The organism is Cytobacillus sp. Bac17, assembly GCF_024519925.1.
Classification (GTDB): domain Bacteria; phylum Bacillota; class Bacilli; order Bacillales; family Cytobacillaceae; genus Cytobacillus; species Cytobacillus pseudoceanisediminis.
This window is the reverse complement of record NZ_JALJRC010000018.1, coordinates 14,156-29,696: the sequence shown is the minus strand read 5'-3', so window position 1 is coordinate 29,696 and position 15,541 is coordinate 14,156. Positions and strand designations below refer to the sequence as shown.

At 41.3% G+C, this 15,541-nt stretch carries 18 protein-coding genes; 9 read left to right on the top strand and 9 right to left on the bottom strand.

Features of this window, described 5'->3' with window-relative positions; translation table 11 throughout:
• Window positions 1-21: 21 nt before the first annotated feature.
• From NR125_RS18950 to NR125_RS18940, 3 genes are all read right to left on the bottom strand, one after another.
• The gene (locus tag NR125_RS18950) at window positions 22-909 is read right to left on the bottom strand and encodes a selenium metabolism-associated LysR family transcriptional regulator (RefSeq protein ID WP_252245131.1); all 888 of its coding nucleotides are present in this window, start codon (window positions 907-909) and stop codon (window positions 22-24) included.
• 57 nt (window positions 910-966) lie between these two features.
• Window positions 967-2,010: a YeiH family protein gene (locus tag NR125_RS18945; protein ID WP_019382364.1), complete on the bottom strand. Its 1,044-nt coding sequence runs from the start codon at window positions 2,008-2,010 to the stop codon at window positions 967-969.
• A 116-nt stretch (window positions 2,011-2,126) separates the two neighbouring features.
• A complete protein-coding gene (locus NR125_RS18940) occupies window positions 2,127-3,056 on the bottom strand; it encodes a DMT family transporter (RefSeq protein ID WP_009333738.1) in 930 nt (309 codons plus the stop codon).
• 101 nt (window positions 3,057-3,157) lie between these two features.
• Here NR125_RS18940 and pdxR point away from each other — a divergent pair, with 101 nt between their 5' ends.
• The 3 genes from pdxR (at window position 3,158) to NR125_RS18925 (ending at window position 6,086) form a co-directional block, all read left to right on the top strand.
• Entirely contained in the window at window positions 3,158-4,549 is a 1,392-nt protein-coding gene (pdxR, locus tag NR125_RS18935; protein ID WP_009333739.1) for a MocR-like pyridoxine biosynthesis transcription factor PdxR, read from the top strand.
• A gap of 183 nt (window positions 4,550-4,732) precedes the next feature.
• Entirely contained in the window at window positions 4,733-5,527 is a 795-nt protein-coding gene (locus NR125_RS18930; protein WP_034296785.1) for an extracellular solute-binding protein, read from the top strand.
• 115 nt (window positions 5,528-5,642) lie between these two features.
• Window positions 5,643-6,086 (top strand): outer membrane protein assembly factor BamD, encoded by a 444-nt coding sequence (locus NR125_RS18925; RefSeq protein WP_009333741.1) that lies wholly within the window; start codon window positions 5,643-5,645, stop codon window positions 6,084-6,086.
• 49 nt (window positions 6,087-6,135) lie between these two features.
• Here NR125_RS18925 and NR125_RS18920 read toward each other — a convergent pair whose 3' ends face one another.
• From NR125_RS18920 to NR125_RS18900, 5 genes are all read right to left on the bottom strand, one after another.
• Window positions 6,136-6,885 (bottom strand): anti-sigma factor, encoded by a 750-nt coding sequence (locus tag NR125_RS18920; protein ID WP_009333742.1) that lies wholly within the window; start codon window positions 6,883-6,885, stop codon window positions 6,136-6,138.
• Window positions 6,875-7,459, bottom strand: coding sequence for an RNA polymerase sigma factor (locus NR125_RS18915; RefSeq protein WP_009333743.1), 585 nt, complete (start codon window positions 7,457-7,459; stop codon window positions 6,875-6,877). The genes NR125_RS18920 and NR125_RS18915 overlap by 11 nt, the downstream gene beginning before the upstream one ends.
• A gap of 129 nt (window positions 7,460-7,588) precedes the next feature.
• Window positions 7,589-8,098, bottom strand: coding sequence for a COG4315 family predicted lipoprotein (locus NR125_RS18910; protein WP_009333744.1), 510 nt, complete (start codon window positions 8,096-8,098; stop codon window positions 7,589-7,591).
• Between the two features lie 269 nt (window positions 8,099-8,367).
• A complete protein-coding gene (locus tag NR125_RS18905) occupies window positions 8,368-9,558 on the bottom strand; it encodes a CynX/NimT family MFS transporter (protein WP_009333745.1) in 1,191 nt (396 codons plus the stop codon).
• Window positions 9,559-9,802: 244 nt separating this feature from the next.
• Window positions 9,803-10,309, bottom strand: a complete 507-nt coding sequence (locus NR125_RS18900) for a PadR family transcriptional regulator (protein ID WP_019382358.1) — start codon at window positions 10,307-10,309, stop codon at window positions 9,803-9,805.
• 75 nt (window positions 10,310-10,384) lie between these two features.
• Here NR125_RS18900 and NR125_RS18895 point away from each other — a divergent pair, with 75 nt between their 5' ends.
• Window positions 10,385-11,134, top strand: coding sequence for an SDR family NAD(P)-dependent oxidoreductase (locus tag NR125_RS18895; RefSeq protein WP_009333747.1), 750 nt, complete (start codon window positions 10,385-10,387; stop codon window positions 11,132-11,134).
• A 97-nt stretch (window positions 11,135-11,231) separates the two neighbouring features.
• Here the strand turns inward: NR125_RS18895 and NR125_RS18890 are convergent, their stop codons facing one another.
• The gene (locus NR125_RS18890; RefSeq protein ID WP_009333748.1) at window positions 11,232-11,966 is read right to left on the bottom strand and encodes an SDR family NAD(P)-dependent oxidoreductase; all 735 of its coding nucleotides are present in this window, start codon (window positions 11,964-11,966) and stop codon (window positions 11,232-11,234) included.
• A gap of 242 nt (window positions 11,967-12,208) precedes the next feature.
• On the opposite strand from NR125_RS18890, the gene NR125_RS18885 reads away from it, so the two are divergent.
• The 5 genes from NR125_RS18885 (at window position 12,209) to NR125_RS18865 (ending at window position 15,541) form a co-directional block, all read left to right on the top strand.
• Window positions 12,209-12,793 carry a TetR/AcrR family transcriptional regulator gene (locus NR125_RS18885; protein ID WP_256815911.1) on the top strand — a complete coding sequence of 195 codons (585 nt, stop codon included), beginning with the start codon at window positions 12,209-12,211 and terminating at the stop codon, window positions 12,791-12,793.
• A 75-nt stretch (window positions 12,794-12,868) separates the two neighbouring features.
• Complete coding sequence (locus tag NR125_RS18880) at window positions 12,869-13,204, top strand: DMT family transporter (protein ID WP_009333750.1); 336 nt, start codon at window positions 12,869-12,871, stop codon at window positions 13,202-13,204.
• A complete protein-coding gene (locus tag NR125_RS18875; RefSeq protein ID WP_009333751.1) occupies window positions 13,204-13,518 on the top strand; it encodes a DMT family transporter in 315 nt (104 codons plus the stop codon). Before NR125_RS18880 ends, NR125_RS18875 begins: the two co-directional genes overlap by 1 nt.
• Window positions 13,519-13,639: 121 nt before the next feature.
• The gene (locus NR125_RS18870) at window positions 13,640-14,089 is read left to right on the top strand and encodes a MarR family winged helix-turn-helix transcriptional regulator (protein WP_009333752.1); all 450 of its coding nucleotides are present in this window, start codon (window positions 13,640-13,642) and stop codon (window positions 14,087-14,089) included.
• A 72-nt stretch (window positions 14,090-14,161) separates the two neighbouring features.
• Entirely contained in the window at window positions 14,162-15,541 is a 1,380-nt protein-coding gene (locus NR125_RS18865) for an FAD-dependent oxidoreductase (RefSeq protein WP_256815910.1), read from the top strand.

Genomic DNA, 15,541 nt, shown 5'->3' with positions numbered 1-15,541 from the left:
ACTATAATCCTGCCAATGTCTTTATTGTCTTGATGATATAAATTCCATCAGCTTCCTGCTGGTATGTTTCAGGGCTTCCTCATGATAGATCATGTAAAAGTCCCGCTGCATTGTAATTCCGTCTATATTTAATTGCTTTAAAGTACCGAGCCGAAGTTCTTTTTTTACAGCAGATTTTGAGATGATGGAAATTCCTAATCCTGCTTCTACACAGGATTTTATGGCTTCGGTGTGTTTCAGTTCCATAATGACATTCAATTTGGATGCATCTACATGGCATCTTCTAAAGGAATCCTCCATCACTTGCCTTGTTCCTGATCCTTTTTCACGGATAATAATAGGAACTGAGAGCAGCTCCTCGATGGTTAAATTGTCCGTCTTTATGAATTTATTTTCAGGAGAGGCTATGATAATCAACTCATCTTTGGCAAATGGAACTTGTTTTAAGGCTGGGTAGGAGAGCATGGATTCAATGAATCCTAAATTGATTTCATGATTTAACAGCTTCTCAACGATATGCCTGGAGTTGTATACATTTAAATGCAAGCTGACTTTTGGATAAAGACTCGAAAAATCGGCTAATAAAAAGGGGAGGACATGCTCCCCGATGGTTAAGCTGGCTCCGACCTTTAAGTCCCCATGTACACTTCCCTTTAGTTCTTCAAGTTCATTTTCAGTTTCATTCATTAAAGCTATCAGCTTTTTGACTTTATGATAAAGGATTTCGCCTGCAGGAGTCAGCGAGATTTTTTTGGTTGTCCGTTCAAAGAGCTGACAATCCCACTGTTCTTCGAGTTGTTTGATTTGAAGGCTGACACTTGATTGAGAGAGGTGAAGATCCTTCGCAGTCTGGGAAAAGCTTTTATTATTTGCGGTGACATAAAATACTTTCAAATAGTCGAGGTTCATAAGTATTCTCCTTCAATCCTGTAACTTCCCTCTCTATTGTAATCGATAGAGGGACATTTAAAAAATTTTATATAGCAGGAGCAGCAGAGGGGTTATGGCAAGAAGACCCAGAAAGCCTGCTATGGCAACAGCCACTGGTTTAAAGCCTACTTTCACGAAGTCTTTCCATTTAATATTAAGCCCAAGCCCTGCCATTCCCATTGCGAGGAGGTAGGTGCTAAGCAATAAGAAGATGCTGATGATGCTGCCGGGGATGGAGAAAAGAGTATTGATCAGGCTGGTAAGCAGAAATCCAAAAATAAACCATGGGATTGGCAGCTTCCCTATATTCCGGCTTTTGCCGGTGTTTTTTCTGCTGTAAACAAAACTGATAATAAGGGCAACTGGTATCAGCAATAAGACTCTTCCGAGTTTAACCAGTATGGCAGAGTCACTGCTGGCATCTCCGCCTGGAACACCTGCCGCCACTACATGGGCAAGTTCGTGCAGTGTTGCGCCGGCTAATACACCATATTCCTGCTCGCTAATAGGCAGCAAGGGAAATAAAACAATATACAAAATGGCCCCAATGGTTCCTAAAACCGCTATGCATGAAACTGCAACTGCGGTTTGCTCTTCCTTACTTTTGACAATAGGCGCAATCGCAATAATGGCTGCCGCTCCGCAAATAGCAGTACCTGCAGCAAGCAAAGCTGACAATTTCTTATTGATTCTGAACGCTTTGCCCAAAAGCAGGATGAAACTCATGGTAAAGACGATGACCACAACATCGATGATCATGATTGAAAAACCTGCTGATATAATTTCCTGCAAATTCAGCCTAAAGCCCAGTAAAATAATCCCTGCACGAAGCAGTACCTTGCTTGAAAACTGAATACCTGAATGAGCGTCCGCAGGTACAGATAGCGTATTTCCCCAAATGCCTCCCATCAGAATGGAGAGGATCATGATTCCGAGAATGGAGAAAAAGGGAAGATTGGCAATTTGGCCAGCCAGAACCGCAAGGATGAGGGTCAGCAATAATCCTTTCGCAAACCCGATAGCCTTTTGTTTTTTTTTAGGTTCTTCTATTACATATTCTTGAATTTTTTGTGCTTCCACAGAAAGTTCCCCTTTCGTTCATTTGATACCTTAACCGTATCATAGGAAAGGAAAACCGCTTCACCGATTGTTTAATAAGGCTTATTGGATTTCTTAATGATTCAAAATGGTATCGCTTAAGCCCCTTTTTGCTGCAAAATCATGACTTCCTCTTCTTTTTCTTTCATTGATAGGAAAAGTACTCCAGCAATGATGAAAACACCGCCGAGCAGTTGATAGCTTCCGAAGGTTTCTTTTAGCCACAGGAAGGATATCAAAGCTGCCACAAGCGGCTCAATACTGGATAAAAGACTGGTTTCTGTGGGGGAAAGATACTTCAGACTTCCTATATAGAACAAAAAGGAGAGGGTGCTGATCACAATAATGGCAATTAACATAGATAATGTACCAATATTAAGGGCAACTGCCATGCTGGCAAAGCTGAATGATGGCATCAGTAAATATAGGACGATTCCGCCAAGCAGCATTCCCCAGCCTATGATTGTCATCGTTCCCCAGGTCTTAATGAGGGAAACAGGCTGCAATGTATAAAAGGCAAATCCCAGCGCAGTTAAAAATCCGATCCATAAAGCCTTATCTGTCAAGAGAATTTGGTCCAGAGATCCATTGGTAATAAGCAGAAAAATTCCTGATAAAGCGGTGACAATGGCCAGCAAATGGGTCTTGGATGGCCATCTTCTGGACTCGATTGCCACATAAATCGTGATCAGCACCGGACCAGCAAATTGAAACAGGGTGGCTGTAACGGCATTGCTCACCTGAATGGTTTCAATAAAAGCATATTGCCCTCCAAGCATCCCCAAAACAGCAAAAAGAAGTAGCTGTATCCAGTGGCGGGGATGTTTCCATATCGCAAATACATTTACTTTTCGGCATGATAAGAAAATGAGCGTGAAAATGCCTGCCGCAATCAATCTGATAACTAAATAATCGCTTGATGATAAGTGGGTCTCCTGAAAAAACCACTGGAGCATTGGACCAGATAATCCCCACAAAGAAGCACCGCTTATAATCATGGCCAGTCCCAGCCTGCGTGAATTGCTCATGTTGTATGTCTCCTTACTATATATGTAATTATCATGTATTATAGATAATAACTGGTGTTGTTAGAAGGGTCAGATTTTTATTATAGAAGGGGGCCAGATTAATGTCCGAGTTAACGCCAAATCTAAACTTTACAAGCGGTGAGCCACTATATGTGCAATTATATAAATATATTAAAAACGAAATTAAGACAGGCAATCTGGCGGTAAATGCAAAGCTCCCATCCAAAAGGAAATTTGCCCGTTATCTTCAGGTTAGTGAGAATACAATTGAATCTGCATATGAACAGCTTATGGCTGAAGGATACATCGAATCGAAGGCACGCAAAGGATATTTTGTGTGTGAAGTTGAACAATATCATTTTGCTTCAGAAAATGAAGAGCCTCTCGCTGAAGAAAAGCAGCATATAGAGGGTAAGTTCATGTATCATTTTACTCATTCCGGGGTGGATATCAGGACGTTCCCATTTTCTGTGTTCCGGAAATTAACAAATCAAGTCCTGACAAGGGATAATGGCGAGGTTCTAATGCTTGGCCATCCTCAAGGCGAGCAGGAGCTGCGGAACCAGATCGCGAAGTATCTCTATAAATCCAGGGGTGTAAATTGTTCCCCAAGCCAAATCATTCTTGGATCTGGAACACAATATTTAATGAAAACGTTATTACAGCTGCTGGATGGAAGTACTTTTGCTGTTGAAAATCCGGGATATCACCGCAAGCTCATCATCTTTGAAAAAGGAATGGACAATGTGAGGGACATTCCTCTCGATCAAGATGGACTTGTTTTATCAAAGCTGAAAAAGTCAGGAGCAAACATCGTCTTTGTCACTCCATCTCACCAATTCCCTTGCGGAATGATTATGCCTATTGCCAGAAGGATGCAGCTTTTAAAATGGGCAAAGGAAAAACCTGGACGTTATATCATTGAAGATGACTATGACAGTGAATTCCGCTACACGGGCAAGCCGATTCCTGCCCTGCAGGGATTGGATAAGGATGAAAAAGTAATTTATATGGGCACATTCTCGAAAGCCCTGCTTCCCTCTCTAAGGATTAGTTATATGGTCCTTCCAAGACCTTTGCTGAAGATTTATCAGGAAGATTATTTCTTTTATGCGCAAACTGTTTCCCGGACAGATCAGGAGATTTTAATAAAATTTCTTCAGGAGGACTACTGGGATAAGCATATCCAGAAAATGAGGGTCGTTTATCGAAAGAAAAGAGATATCCTAATTGCTGCCATATCGAAGTATTTTCCACCAGGTTCTGAAGTAATCGGACAGGACTCAGGTTTGCACATATTACTTCGGCCGAATAATGAAATGAATGAACAACAGCTGATCAGGAAAGCCTTAGAGGCAGGAATAAAAATTTATCCTGTATCTCAATTTGGAGAAAATGACGGTCACACTGTATTGCTTGGTTTTGCCTTACTATCTGAAGAAGAGTTATTTGAAGCTATAAGGGTATTGGCCAGGGCATGGTTTGAATTGTAAAACCTGAAAAATGGTGATTTAGCATTCGTAGATTATCAAAACCCATAATGTGGAGAACAGTTGCAGGATTTTTAAAGTAGTTATTAATGCTCATTTTACCAAGTAAAGCGAACTGTTTGTCCATTCAGTACGTTTCCATTTATAACAGGCTTAGCCTGAAAAATTAGATGGAGGTTTTCTTGAATGAAAAAGTTTTCTTTCCTGATGGTTTGTCTATTTGTTATGGCAGGTGCAGCGGGTTTTACGGCATTTTCGAATTCCGCAGAGCCGGCAAATTCTTCAGTTGAAGCCGCACAGACTGAAGCTGTTCAAGTTTATGGTCCAGGCGGTCCTTTCTGCCCGATAAAGGAGGCTGCAGAAAAGTTTTCAGCTGAAACAGGTATCAGGGTGAACGTAACGGCTGGACCGGAATCCAATTGGATTCAGCAGGCAAAGGAGGATGCTGACCTGATTTACGGAGGTTCAGAGTATATGATGCAAAGCTTTGTTTTTAACCACCCTAGAATGATAGACGAAAAATCACGAACAGAGCTGTATACTCGTGCTGCTGGTATTCTGGTGAGAAAAGGAAATCCCAAAAAAATAGAATCCCTAGAGGATTTAACAAAGCCAGGAGTTAAAATAGTGGATGTTAACGGTGCAGGCCAGCTTGGTCTTTGGGAAGACCTGGCAGGAAGAAAGGGCCTGATCGCTGGTTTAAATCAAAACATGGATATTTCAGTCAAAACCAGTGCTGAAGCCATTGATCTTTGGAAGACTAATTCAAAGCTGGATGCATGGATCACATATGAGTCCTGGCATTATCGCTTGAAAGAGGAAACAGAATTAATCCAAATGCCGGAAGATGAAAAGATTTACAGAGGAACACCTATTGCTATTGCCAAAGCTTCGCAGCATAAAAAAGAGGCTAAAAAATTCATAGAGTATCTGCAAACGGAATCAGCCCATAAGATTTTTCAAAAATGGGGATGGAACTAAGTGAGTAAGCTGCTATTAAACATGCCTATTTTTCTATCGAAAAACAACAGGCTGTGACCTCTTATCAAGTTTGATATGAATACAAGAGGGAATGAAATGGGCGAGGAGGGATCAAATGAAAAAAATACTTTCATTTATATCCATTTTGGTGATTATTATATTGGGAGCGGGCTGCAGTTCCAATGGAGAGAATGAGAAGCAGGAAAATGCAAACAGCGAAAAAGCAAACAACGCAGACGGACAAATGGCTGATGAGCTTTTAAATGGCAGTGATGAGGTAATGGCGGTTCTGGATGATTTACAAGCTGATTTGGAAAATAAGGCGGAAAACTCGGAACTGATACAAAAAAAGGGCAAAGACCTTGAGGAAAACTGGGATGAGATTGAGAAGAAAGTGGAGGAGAATTTTCCAGAAGACTACGAAAGTATTGAAAAGAGCTTATATCCGCTAATTAGTGAATCTCAGAAAGATCAGGGTGACTCAGCAAAAATGAAAGATCTGGTTACCGAAACAAAGGAAAAATTAGAGTCATTTAATGAGAAATTAGCTGAAAAATAATGAGTTTAAACCTGCCCTAAATTTTATTGGGCAGGTTTATTTCATTATATTAGGTCCCCAGCACTTTTTGTCCTTGCGGCTGAGTGTTAAACGGATTAGGTTCCAATGTAATCCCAATATCTTCAAACGAATATTCTGGAGGCAGGCGGTAGGTGATAAGTCCGCTGCCGTTTTGATCAGGTATCAAAGTGCCAGCACTTTGCCGGTTTCCGTTTTTTAACAGCCATACTTGGTAAACCTCATTACCCTTCGTAATAGGCATATTATTCAAGGCAATGACAAGACTTGTTTCCGTACCTTCCTGAAGAAGGTATGCGCTGCCGGTTGCAGAAGCAGCTAAGCTTTGCCCTGTTAAGGAATAAGTCGTAACAATTTGTGTCGGATCAGCAGCTTTATTCTCTAATGACTTAATAGTATCTTTCAATTGAAGGCTGTTCCAATAAAACCCAATTAAACAAATGATTAAAATAGCTGTTACAGCAGTGGATAGGGGTGAGAAATGCCTTTTGGTAACTGATAAAATTCGTTCTTTAAAGCTAATCGGTTCGGCTTCTATTTTTTCTTCGTGTTTAAGAAATTTATTTTCTTCAAAGACAAAATCCATCACTTGTGACTTCAATGATTCCGGTACCTCTGTTTCTTCTACATCATAAGAAAGCATTTGCCATGTTTCTTGTATAGATTTCAGTTCCTGCTGGCATTTTGCGCATTTTAGCAGATGGTCTTCGAACTGTTTTTTATCTTGGTTATTAAGTTCATTTATAATATATAAAGATAAATTATCACATTTATTCTCCATGCCGAACACCTCCTATTTTCCCGCTGAAATTATTCCGCAGTTTCTTTAAGGCCTGATGCAGGCGGCTTTTAATCGTACCCAGCGGCTTTTGTTCAAGTTCTGCAATTTCACTTAAGGAGTACCCTTCCCAATATAATAAGTTGATCAGGCGCTGCTGAGGTTCAGAGAGATGTCGTTTTGCTTCTTGAATCTGCTGTTTTAGCTGATTTCTGGTAACTTGCTGCTGTACATCATCAGCTGGTAGACCTTGCATTTGCTGCCAGTCCTCAAGCTCCAATTGGACCGTTCCTTTATATTTTTGTTCTTTACGGATGAGATCTATGGAAATGTTTCGAGTTATGGTGAGAAGCCAGTTCACAAACTGTCCTTGGGATGCATTATAGGTGCTTTTTGTCGTCCAAAGCCGAAGGAACACCTGCTGAACAATTTCTTTCGTTTTTTCCGTATCGCCTTTGGTTATTTTTATGGAGAAGCTATAAATAAGCTTTACATATCGGTCATATAGCTCTTCAAGTGCTGGCCGATGATTTTGAACAATTAATTCTATTAGTTCTTCATCTGACTTAGACTTCATTGACGGAAATCGCTCCCTTGTTAAACGAAATTATTTAGTATAGATGTTAACATAGATTGACGGGAAAATTTGATGGGGGAGGAAAAAAAGAACTGCCGATAAACCAGGCAGTTCCTTCGGCAGTATCCATTATTGTGCAAATGATGTTTCGCTGTTAACAATAAACCAAACATCTTTGACGCCTTGTCCCTTTACATCACCAGATGCTCCGTCCTTTACGAAGTAGTAAAGCGGATAGCCCTTGTAGGTCGTTTGTTTCTCACCAGTGTCAGCGCGAGTAATCGTTCCGAAGTCTTCTTTATTAAATCCTTCCGGAACGGCAAAATCTTCAGAGTAGAAAGCAGGCCAGTTTTCAAGGCAATCTCCACTGCAATTTGATGTATTTGGCTGATCTTTTGCAAAGAAATAAAGTGCCATACCTTTAGCATCTGTAAGATATTTACCAATTTTTTTGTTTTCCATCAGTTGAAGTTTCGCATCCGATTCTGCAAGATCTTTTTCTGACTCGTTGTTAACCGCTGTTGTTGTTTCTTGTGCTTGTTCTTTTGTACCTGTGCTTTCTGGTTTTTCCTGAGAGCTGCATCCTGCAAAAAGTATGCAAGCTAAAAGAATTGTCCAAAAATAAATTTTTGTTTTCATGTTTAATCCCTCCGTTATTTTTTCTTATCAAATACAGGTAACGCAGGGGAGGGGTAAACGGTTTTAAACAAATTTAAAATTTTTTAAGATTCCTTAAGACAGGGCGGAATCAACAACGCGTATTGTGGCATTGATAAATTTAACAATTCTATATTTGTATATAACTTTCTAATCTGACTAGCCTGATTTGAGTGCGCTGATGAGTCAGGGGAAATAATACTAATGAAACAGCAGCCGGTCTTATGTGAACCGGCTGCTGTTTTTTTGCATTATGCAATAGTTGAAGCAGTTTTATCCTGTTTATTGTGCTTATCCTGCAAAACAAATTGATTACGCCCTGCCCCAATTCCGGAAATAGTAAAGATGGCAGTAATGGCCATAAGGAAGATAAGTGGAACGGTCCAGGAGTGAAATAGGTCATACAGTGAGCCGATGAGTATCGGTCCTGCCGCGGCAAGCAGGTAGCCGACCGATTGTGCCATTCCTGAAAGACTGGCTGCCTGTTTGGCATTTTCAGCACGAAGCCCGATCAGGGTTAAGGAATGACTGATTGCAGCCCCAAGACCAATCCCGAGGAGAACAATACTGATGTTAGAGATGATGGCATTGATATTCATCAGGAGTCCCGTTATGCCGGCAAAAGTGAAAATGCCGATGCCAAGAGCAATCCCCTTTTGGTTAGGCAGCCGATCGGCAAGAACCGGAATAATAAAATTAACAGGGAGTCCTGAAAACTGGAAAACTGTTACCATCCATCCAGCAGCAGCGATTTCCCGCCCCTGGCTATGAAGAATTTCGGGGAGCCAGGTGGTGGTGCTGAAATAGACCATTGATTGCAATCCCATAAACAGTGTGACCTGCCAGGCGATGGGTGAGGACCAGATAGAACCCTTTGTTGCAGAACCTTTAGGTGCTTCCGTTTTTTTCTTTCGCAATCTGATCTGAGGAAGCCAGACAATAATGGCGATAAGGATTAAGATGGTCCATACACCAAGTGAAAGCCTCCATCCCAGGCCAAGATCTTCTGCAATCGGGATACTGAATCCTGGCGCAAGCCCTGCACAAATCCCCATTGAAAATGTATAAATGCCTGTAAGCAGGCCAACCTTCTGCGGAAACTTTTCCTTGACCATTCCAGGAAGAAGCACATTGCAAAGACCTACGCCTAAACCTATTAAAATAGTTCCTATGTACAGAGGCGGAAGCATCCCTACAGAACGTGCAGCAATGCCGGATCCCAAAATAGTCAAACCCAATAGAATGCTCCATTCACTTCCAAGCTTTTGGGCAATCCTCGGAACAAAAGGAGAGAGCAGGGCGAAGGCAACGAGCGGAAGGGTAGTCAGAAGGCCTGCTGCACCATTGGAAATTCCCGTTTCATCCCGGATTGCTCCGATCAATGGCCCAACTGATGTAATCGCAGGGCGTAAATTAAAAGCAACAAAAATAATGCCGGCCATCAGGAAAAAGGTTTTTGAATCAAATTTTGCTGAACTTCTCAACTAAAGACACTCCTTAAAGGTATTTCGAAAATCCTTCGCGTAACGAAAAGACAATATTCAGAATAGTATAATTGCTTTTGAGCTAAAAGTACATAGCTTTTAAGCAAAATGGCAATATTTTTACAGTTTATTAGATGGGGATAAATCTGAGGAAACAGCCGGATATATAAAAAGCAAGGGGAGGTACCCCTTACTTCTATTTTTATACTGATTCTAATGCATCAAGAATTTTAGAAAGCCAATTCATATAAAACTCATTTAACCCTTTATAATGCTCCTGGATCAGGTTCGGAATGACGTCTTGGTAATCATGCTTCACTTCACTTTCTGTCTTCAGATCGGAGATCCAGGATTTAATATGCTCTGCTGCTGCAGGGACTTCGGGTGATTCGATAAATAATAGGGCTGGATAAAGGGAACGAGGTTCAGGCATCCGTTTTTTAAACACCTCAATGATCTCTTCTGAAAGCTGATTTTTTCCTTCTTCAGTAATTTGATAGACAGTGCGGTTTGGCCGGTTATTCACCTGTTCCCGCTTTTCCGCCTGGATCCACTTATGTTTTTCGAGTTTGCGGATGGCATGATATAAATTGCCGTCCGTAACGGGGAATAGCTGATCCCATTTGTGTTCTAAAATAACTTTTTTCATTTCATATGGATGATATTCTTTCTCTTTTAAAAGACCGAGAATCACGATTTGCATGGACATAATAGCAGCTCCTTTTAAATAATTACTTTGTGCAAAGTAGTGAATGATTTATAATAAAGGTGAGGAGGAGATCATATGAATCTAAAGGACAAAGTTGCATTAATTACAGGCGGTGCCGGCGGAATTGGCAAGGGAATAGCTACAGCCATGCTGAAACATGGCGCTAACGTTGTGATTGCAGATATCAACCGGGAAGCCGGAGAAGCGGCTGTAAAGCAATTACGCCAGTTTGGATCGATTCTTTTTATTGAAAAAGACATATCCCGGAAGGAAAATGCCGTAGAGCTTGTGCAGGAGACTATCTCACAGTATGGAAAATTGGATATCCTTGTCAACAACGCGCATGTTTCCAGACAGATGCCATTTGTGAATACAACACTGGAAGACTTTGAATTATCTTTTAATACAGGATTTTACCCTACTGTCCATTTAATGCAAGCCTCATACGAACAGCTTAAGAAAAATAAAGGATTCGTGATTAACTTTGCTTCAGGTGCCGGTATTTCGGGCCAGGTTAACCAGGCTTCCTATGGATCTGCAAAAGAAGCGATTCGCGGTTTGACGCGAACCGTTGCAAATGAGTGGGCTAAGGATCAGATTAATGTGAATTTAATCTCACCAATCGCTTATACTGAAGGCGTGAAAAATTGGAGCGAGAACTTCCCTGATCAATATGAGCAGGTACTCAATGGAATTCCGCTTGGCCGCATGGGGGATCCGGAAAAGGATATTGGGGAAGCGGCTGTATTCTTAAGCAGCGAAAGCAGCTCTTATATTACCGGACAGACAATAATGGTAGACGGCGGAACGCAAAAGTTAACATAAACAAAGAAACTGTCTCCTTGGACAGTTTCTTTGTTTGAGATAGGCTTACCTGCTCTGAAGTTAGTTAATTGTCTGGCTTAAAGACCCTTCCGCTTTTCTATTGTGCAGAAAAGCCGCCGTCAATAACTAATTCTGCTCCTGTAATATATGAAGAATCATCTGAAGCAAGGAACAATACAGCGCGTGCCACGTCATCCGCTTCACCAAGTCTTTGGAGCGGAGTGGCCTGAATTAATCTTTGCAGCACTTCACTGGATTCTGACAGGTTTTCTGTCATTGGCGTTTTAATGACGCCAGGGAAGACGGCGTTAACCCTGATACCGAAACGGCCATACTGTGTGCTTGCCGCTCTGGAGATGGCTCTGACAGCACCTTTTGAAGCAGTGTACGTGTTTGTCCCCATCCCCACCATGGCTGTGTAGCTTGAAATATTCACAACTGCACCGCTTTGCTGTTTGACCATCTGCGGCAATACATGCTTCATTCCTGCAAATGGCCCGAAACCATTTATGCGCATCATAAGATCCCAATCTTCAATGGTCACATCATCCATATGCTTCTCGCTTGAAATGCCGGCATTATTAATAAGAACATCGATTCTTCCATGATCGGCAACGATTTCTTCCACTGCCTTTTTCCAATCATCCTCTGACATGACATTCAGCAATTTGCCTTCCACTGAAACATTTTGGCTGACAGCGTTCAAGAGCTCTTTATTAATGTCCGCTGCAATAACATAAGCGCCTTCTTCGACTAAAAGCTCAGTCATTCGTTTTCCCATTCCAGATGCTCCGCCAGTAACCAATACAATTTTATTATCAAATTTTCCCATTCCAGATGCTCCGCCAGTAACCAATACAATTTTATTATCAAATTTACCCATTACAATTCCCCCTTGATGTATCTTTTTAAAATGCGTTTGCAAATTAAGTATAATCGAAAATATACTTTGCGCAAAGTAATTAGTTCTGGGAAAATAACAAGTTTTAAGGGACATTTCATTATTCTTGATAGAAAGGGAAAGGATTGGTATAATGAATGACAGTCAGTCACTTTAACAAGGAGGATATATACATGCAGGATCGGCCGGATGATAAATACAGTAGAATACTGAACGCTTCTATTGAGGTTATTTCTGAAAAAGGCCTTGAAAAATCCTCGGTATCAGAGATCGTTAAGAAAGCAGGCATTGCTCAGGGAACGTTCTATTTATATTTTTCTTCAAAAAGTGATTTGGTTCCTGCGATCGCCAATTCACTTCTCACCAAAATACTGAATCGGATGAAGAGGAAGGTGCAGGGAGCAGAAAGCTTCTGGAGCACTTTAGATGCCGTCATTGATGAGACCTTTAAGGTTACAGATGAACATAAAGATATCATCGTACTTGTATACTCAGGGCTTGCTGTCAACCATTCCCTGGAAAAATGGGAAGAGGTATACCGGCCATATTACGAATGGCTTGAGGTTGAAATCAGCAAGGCGGTTCAAAAAGAAGAAATTTTACCAGACATTAATGTGAAGTGGACCTCAAAGACCATCATTAACCTTATCGAAAATGCTGCTGAAAGATATTATATTGGCGGCGAGCGGGATGAGTCCCTGACTGTTTATAAGGAAGAGCTTTTTAAATTTATCAGGAAATCATTAATCACGGACTAAAATTATTGGACTGCTTCCAATAATTTTTCTTTAAAGAAAAATGACTGACTGTCATTCATAAGGAGTTGAGAGCAAATGAAATGGATGTTAGTATTTACAGCCGGCATCCTTGAAGTGATGTGGGCTTCAGGTTTAAAATATGCAGATTCATTTCTGGAATGGACGATTACCACTGTACTGATAGCAGCAAGCTTTATACTATTGATTCGCTCATATAAAGTAATTCCTGTTGCGGCAGCTTATACCGTATTTGTCGGGATTGGAACTGTAGGCACTTATATTTTAGGTGTGATCATGGGGGAGCCTTTTTCGGTAACTCAAGTATTTTTTCTGGTGATATTATTGGCAGGGATCATTGGCATGAAGACTTTTACGAAACAGGAAAACACTGAAGTGAGAGGTGAATTATAATGGCTTGGGGATTATTGATTCTGGCGGGCATAGAAGAAGTGGTCGCTACAATTGCCATGAAATACATGGATGGAACGAGAAAGAAATGGCCGATCGTTATAATGGCAGTTGGTTTTATTTTCTCTTTCTTCTGTTTATCTATGGCCATGCAAAGGATTCCAGCCGGTGTGGCCTATGCTATTTGGACAGGAGTGGGGAGCATTGGCATTACGCTGGCTGGTTTGTTTTGGTTTAAAGAAAAATTTGGTTATAAGCAATATTTATCCCTGGCATTCATCTTAGTTGGTGTTATTGGACTGGGGATGACATCTTAAGAACTCCTTAGGCTATTAATATCAGAAGCAGACCTTAAAAGTGATGGTCTGTTTTTTTGAAAAAGAAATTAGTTGCAAAATACAACTAAAAGAACTATACTGTAACCAAGAGGTGAAAATAATGGAAAATCTTCGCAGTTTGTTTCAAGTAATGACGCGCCGTTTTGGCTTACTCAATAAAAATTGCTGCAATGTCGGCGGTTGCGATATTTCCCTCATTCAAAGCCATATTCTTTATGAGATTGACAATCAGCATAACCCCTCCATGCAGCAGATTGCAGATACGTTAGGGACGGATATTACTACTTTCAGCAGGCAGGTTCAATCTTTAGTCAAGATGAACTTAGTTAAGAAAACACCGGATCCTGCTGATAAGAGAATCAGTATTCTTTCGCTGACTGCAGAAGGCAAATATATTGCAGGTTCAATAGATCAGCAGATGAATTCATTTTTACATGAGGTTTTTTCACAAATGAATGAGTTTGAAAAAGAAACAGTCATCCGCTCGATTCATTTGTTAAATAATGCAATGGCAAAGTCCAGTGCATGCTGTAAGCCAATACAGGGGTGAATCCCCTGGGTATAATACTTGTATATTGCAAGTAAAAGCAATCAATCCTAATTTGGAGAAAGAGGAGAGAGCATGACGAATCAGAATGATCTTTTTGTTGTCAAAGGGTGCTGCACGTCTAAGAAAGATGTATCAGAAAAGGCGTCGCTAAATAGGGATGATGGAAGAGAGTTGCCTGTGGCTATAATTGGCGCGGGGCCGGTTGGGCTTGCAGCAGCTGCACATCTGGCAAGCAGGGGGCAATCATTTATTTTGCTGGAGTCAGGGAAGCAAGCAGGAGCCAATATTAAAAGCTGGGGTCATATTCGGTTATTCTCACCATGGCGGTACAATATTGATAAAGCGGCTGCCAGGTTATTAAGCGCCAATGGCTGGGTACAGCCGCAGCTGGAAGCTTTGCCTACAGGGGAAGAGCTTGTTGAACACTATCTCAAGCCGCTGTCCAGGTTACCTGAAATAAAGCCTTTCATTCACCTAAATACGAAAGTTTTGTCAGTTGGCAGAAAAGACACCGATAAAATGAAAACCGCAAACCGGGAAAATATTCCCTTTGTTATCCATGCTGAGGAGAATGGAGAGTACAAAACATACGAATCAAAAGCAGTAATAGATGCTGCAGGCACCTGGGGAAATCCTAATCCAGCTTCGTCAAGCGGAATTTGGCTGGCAGAAGAACAGCAGCTGAAGGAGAAAATATATTATGGAATACCCGATATATTAGGGAGTGAGCAGCAGCGCTATAGGAATAAACGGATAGCAGTTGTCGGGGGTGGCCATTCAGCCATTAATGCCTTGCTGGATTTAGCCGAATTGAAAGAGACCTATCCTGAAACAGAGATTCTATGGATTATGAGAAGGAATCAGGTTGAGGATTCCTACGGAGGAGAAGAAAAAGATGCACTTGAAGCACGCGGCCGCCTCGGAAGCAGAATCCGCCAATTGGTTGATAACGGCCAAGTGGAGGCCATTACTCCATTTCGCATCCAGCTGGTCAAAAAGTCAGAAACGGGAATCGAGTTAATAGGCAGCCAAAACGGCAAGCCGGGCAGCCTGGAAGGAATCGATGAAATGATTGTCAATACAGGAAGCCGTCCGGATTTTGCAATGATAAACGAACTCCGTACTTCTATAGATTCTGCAACTGAAAGTGTAGAAGCTTTGGCACCATTAATTGATCCTAATATTCATAGCTGCGGTACAGTTCGCCCCCATGGAGAAAAGGAGTTAAGACAGCCTGAGAAGAATTTTTATATCGTGGGTTCAAAAAGCTATGGCCGTGCTCCAACCTTCTTGATGGCGACAGGCTATGAGCAGGTTAGGTCAGTGGCAGCTTATCTAAGCGGTGATTTCGCCGCTGCTGAAAAAGTGGAACTCGATTTGCCGGAAACGGGTGTTTGCAGCGTTAATCTAAAAAGTTCCTGTGATGAACCTGCTTCTACTTGCTGCAATTAA

Excerpts from the sequence above, each read along its gene's own strand:
- NR125_RS18885 (WP_256815911.1), top strand. The coding sequence starts at position 12,209 with ATGCAGGATCGGCCGGATGATAAATACAGTAGAATACTGAACGCTTCT.
- NR125_RS18870 (WP_009333752.1), top strand. The coding sequence starts at position 13,640 with ATGGAAAATCTTCGCAGTTTGTTTCAAGTAATGACGCGCCGTTTTGGC.
- NR125_RS18925 (WP_009333741.1), top strand. The coding sequence starts at position 5,643 with ATGAAAAAAATACTTTCATTTATATCCATTTTGGTGATTATTATATTG.
- NR125_RS18905 (WP_009333745.1), bottom strand. The coding sequence starts at position 9,558 with ATGGCCGGCATTATTTTTGTTGCTTTTAATTTACGCCCTGCGATTACA.
- NR125_RS18890 (WP_009333748.1), bottom strand. The coding sequence starts at position 11,966 with ATGGGAAAATTTGATAATAAAATTGTATTGGTTACTGGCGGAGCATCT.
- NR125_RS18880 (WP_009333750.1), top strand. The coding sequence starts at position 12,869 with ATGAAATGGATGTTAGTATTTACAGCCGGCATCCTTGAAGTGATGTGG.
- NR125_RS18895 (WP_009333747.1), top strand. The coding sequence starts at position 10,385 with ATGAATCTAAAGGACAAAGTTGCATTAATTACAGGCGGTGCCGGCGGA.
- NR125_RS18900 (WP_019382358.1), bottom strand. The coding sequence starts at position 10,309 with ATGTCCATGCAAATCGTGATTCTCGGTCTTTTAAAAGAGAAAGAATAT.
- pdxR (WP_009333739.1), top strand. The coding sequence starts at position 3,158 with ATGTCCGAGTTAACGCCAAATCTAAACTTTACAAGCGGTGAGCCACTA.
- NR125_RS18910 (WP_009333744.1), bottom strand. The coding sequence starts at position 8,098 with ATGAAAACAAAAATTTATTTTTGGACAATTCTTTTAGCTTGCATACTT.
- NR125_RS18940 (WP_009333738.1), bottom strand. The coding sequence starts at position 3,056 with ATGAGCAATTCACGCAGGCTGGGACTGGCCATGATTATAAGCGGTGCT.
- NR125_RS18930 (WP_034296785.1), top strand. The coding sequence starts at position 4,733 with ATGAAAAAGTTTTCTTTCCTGATGGTTTGTCTATTTGTTATGGCAGGT.
- NR125_RS18920 (WP_009333742.1), bottom strand. The coding sequence starts at position 6,885 with ATGGAGAATAAATGTGATAATTTATCTTTATATATTATAAATGAACTT.
- NR125_RS18865 (WP_256815910.1), top strand. The coding sequence starts at position 14,162 with ATGACGAATCAGAATGATCTTTTTGTTGTCAAAGGGTGCTGCACGTCT.
- NR125_RS18915 (WP_009333743.1), bottom strand. The coding sequence starts at position 7,459 with ATGAAGTCTAAGTCAGATGAAGAACTAATAGAATTAATTGTTCAAAAT.
- NR125_RS18950 (WP_252245131.1), bottom strand. The coding sequence starts at position 909 with ATGAACCTCGACTATTTGAAAGTATTTTATGTCACCGCAAATAATAAA.
- NR125_RS18875 (WP_009333751.1), top strand. The coding sequence starts at position 13,204 with ATGGCTTGGGGATTATTGATTCTGGCGGGCATAGAAGAAGTGGTCGCT.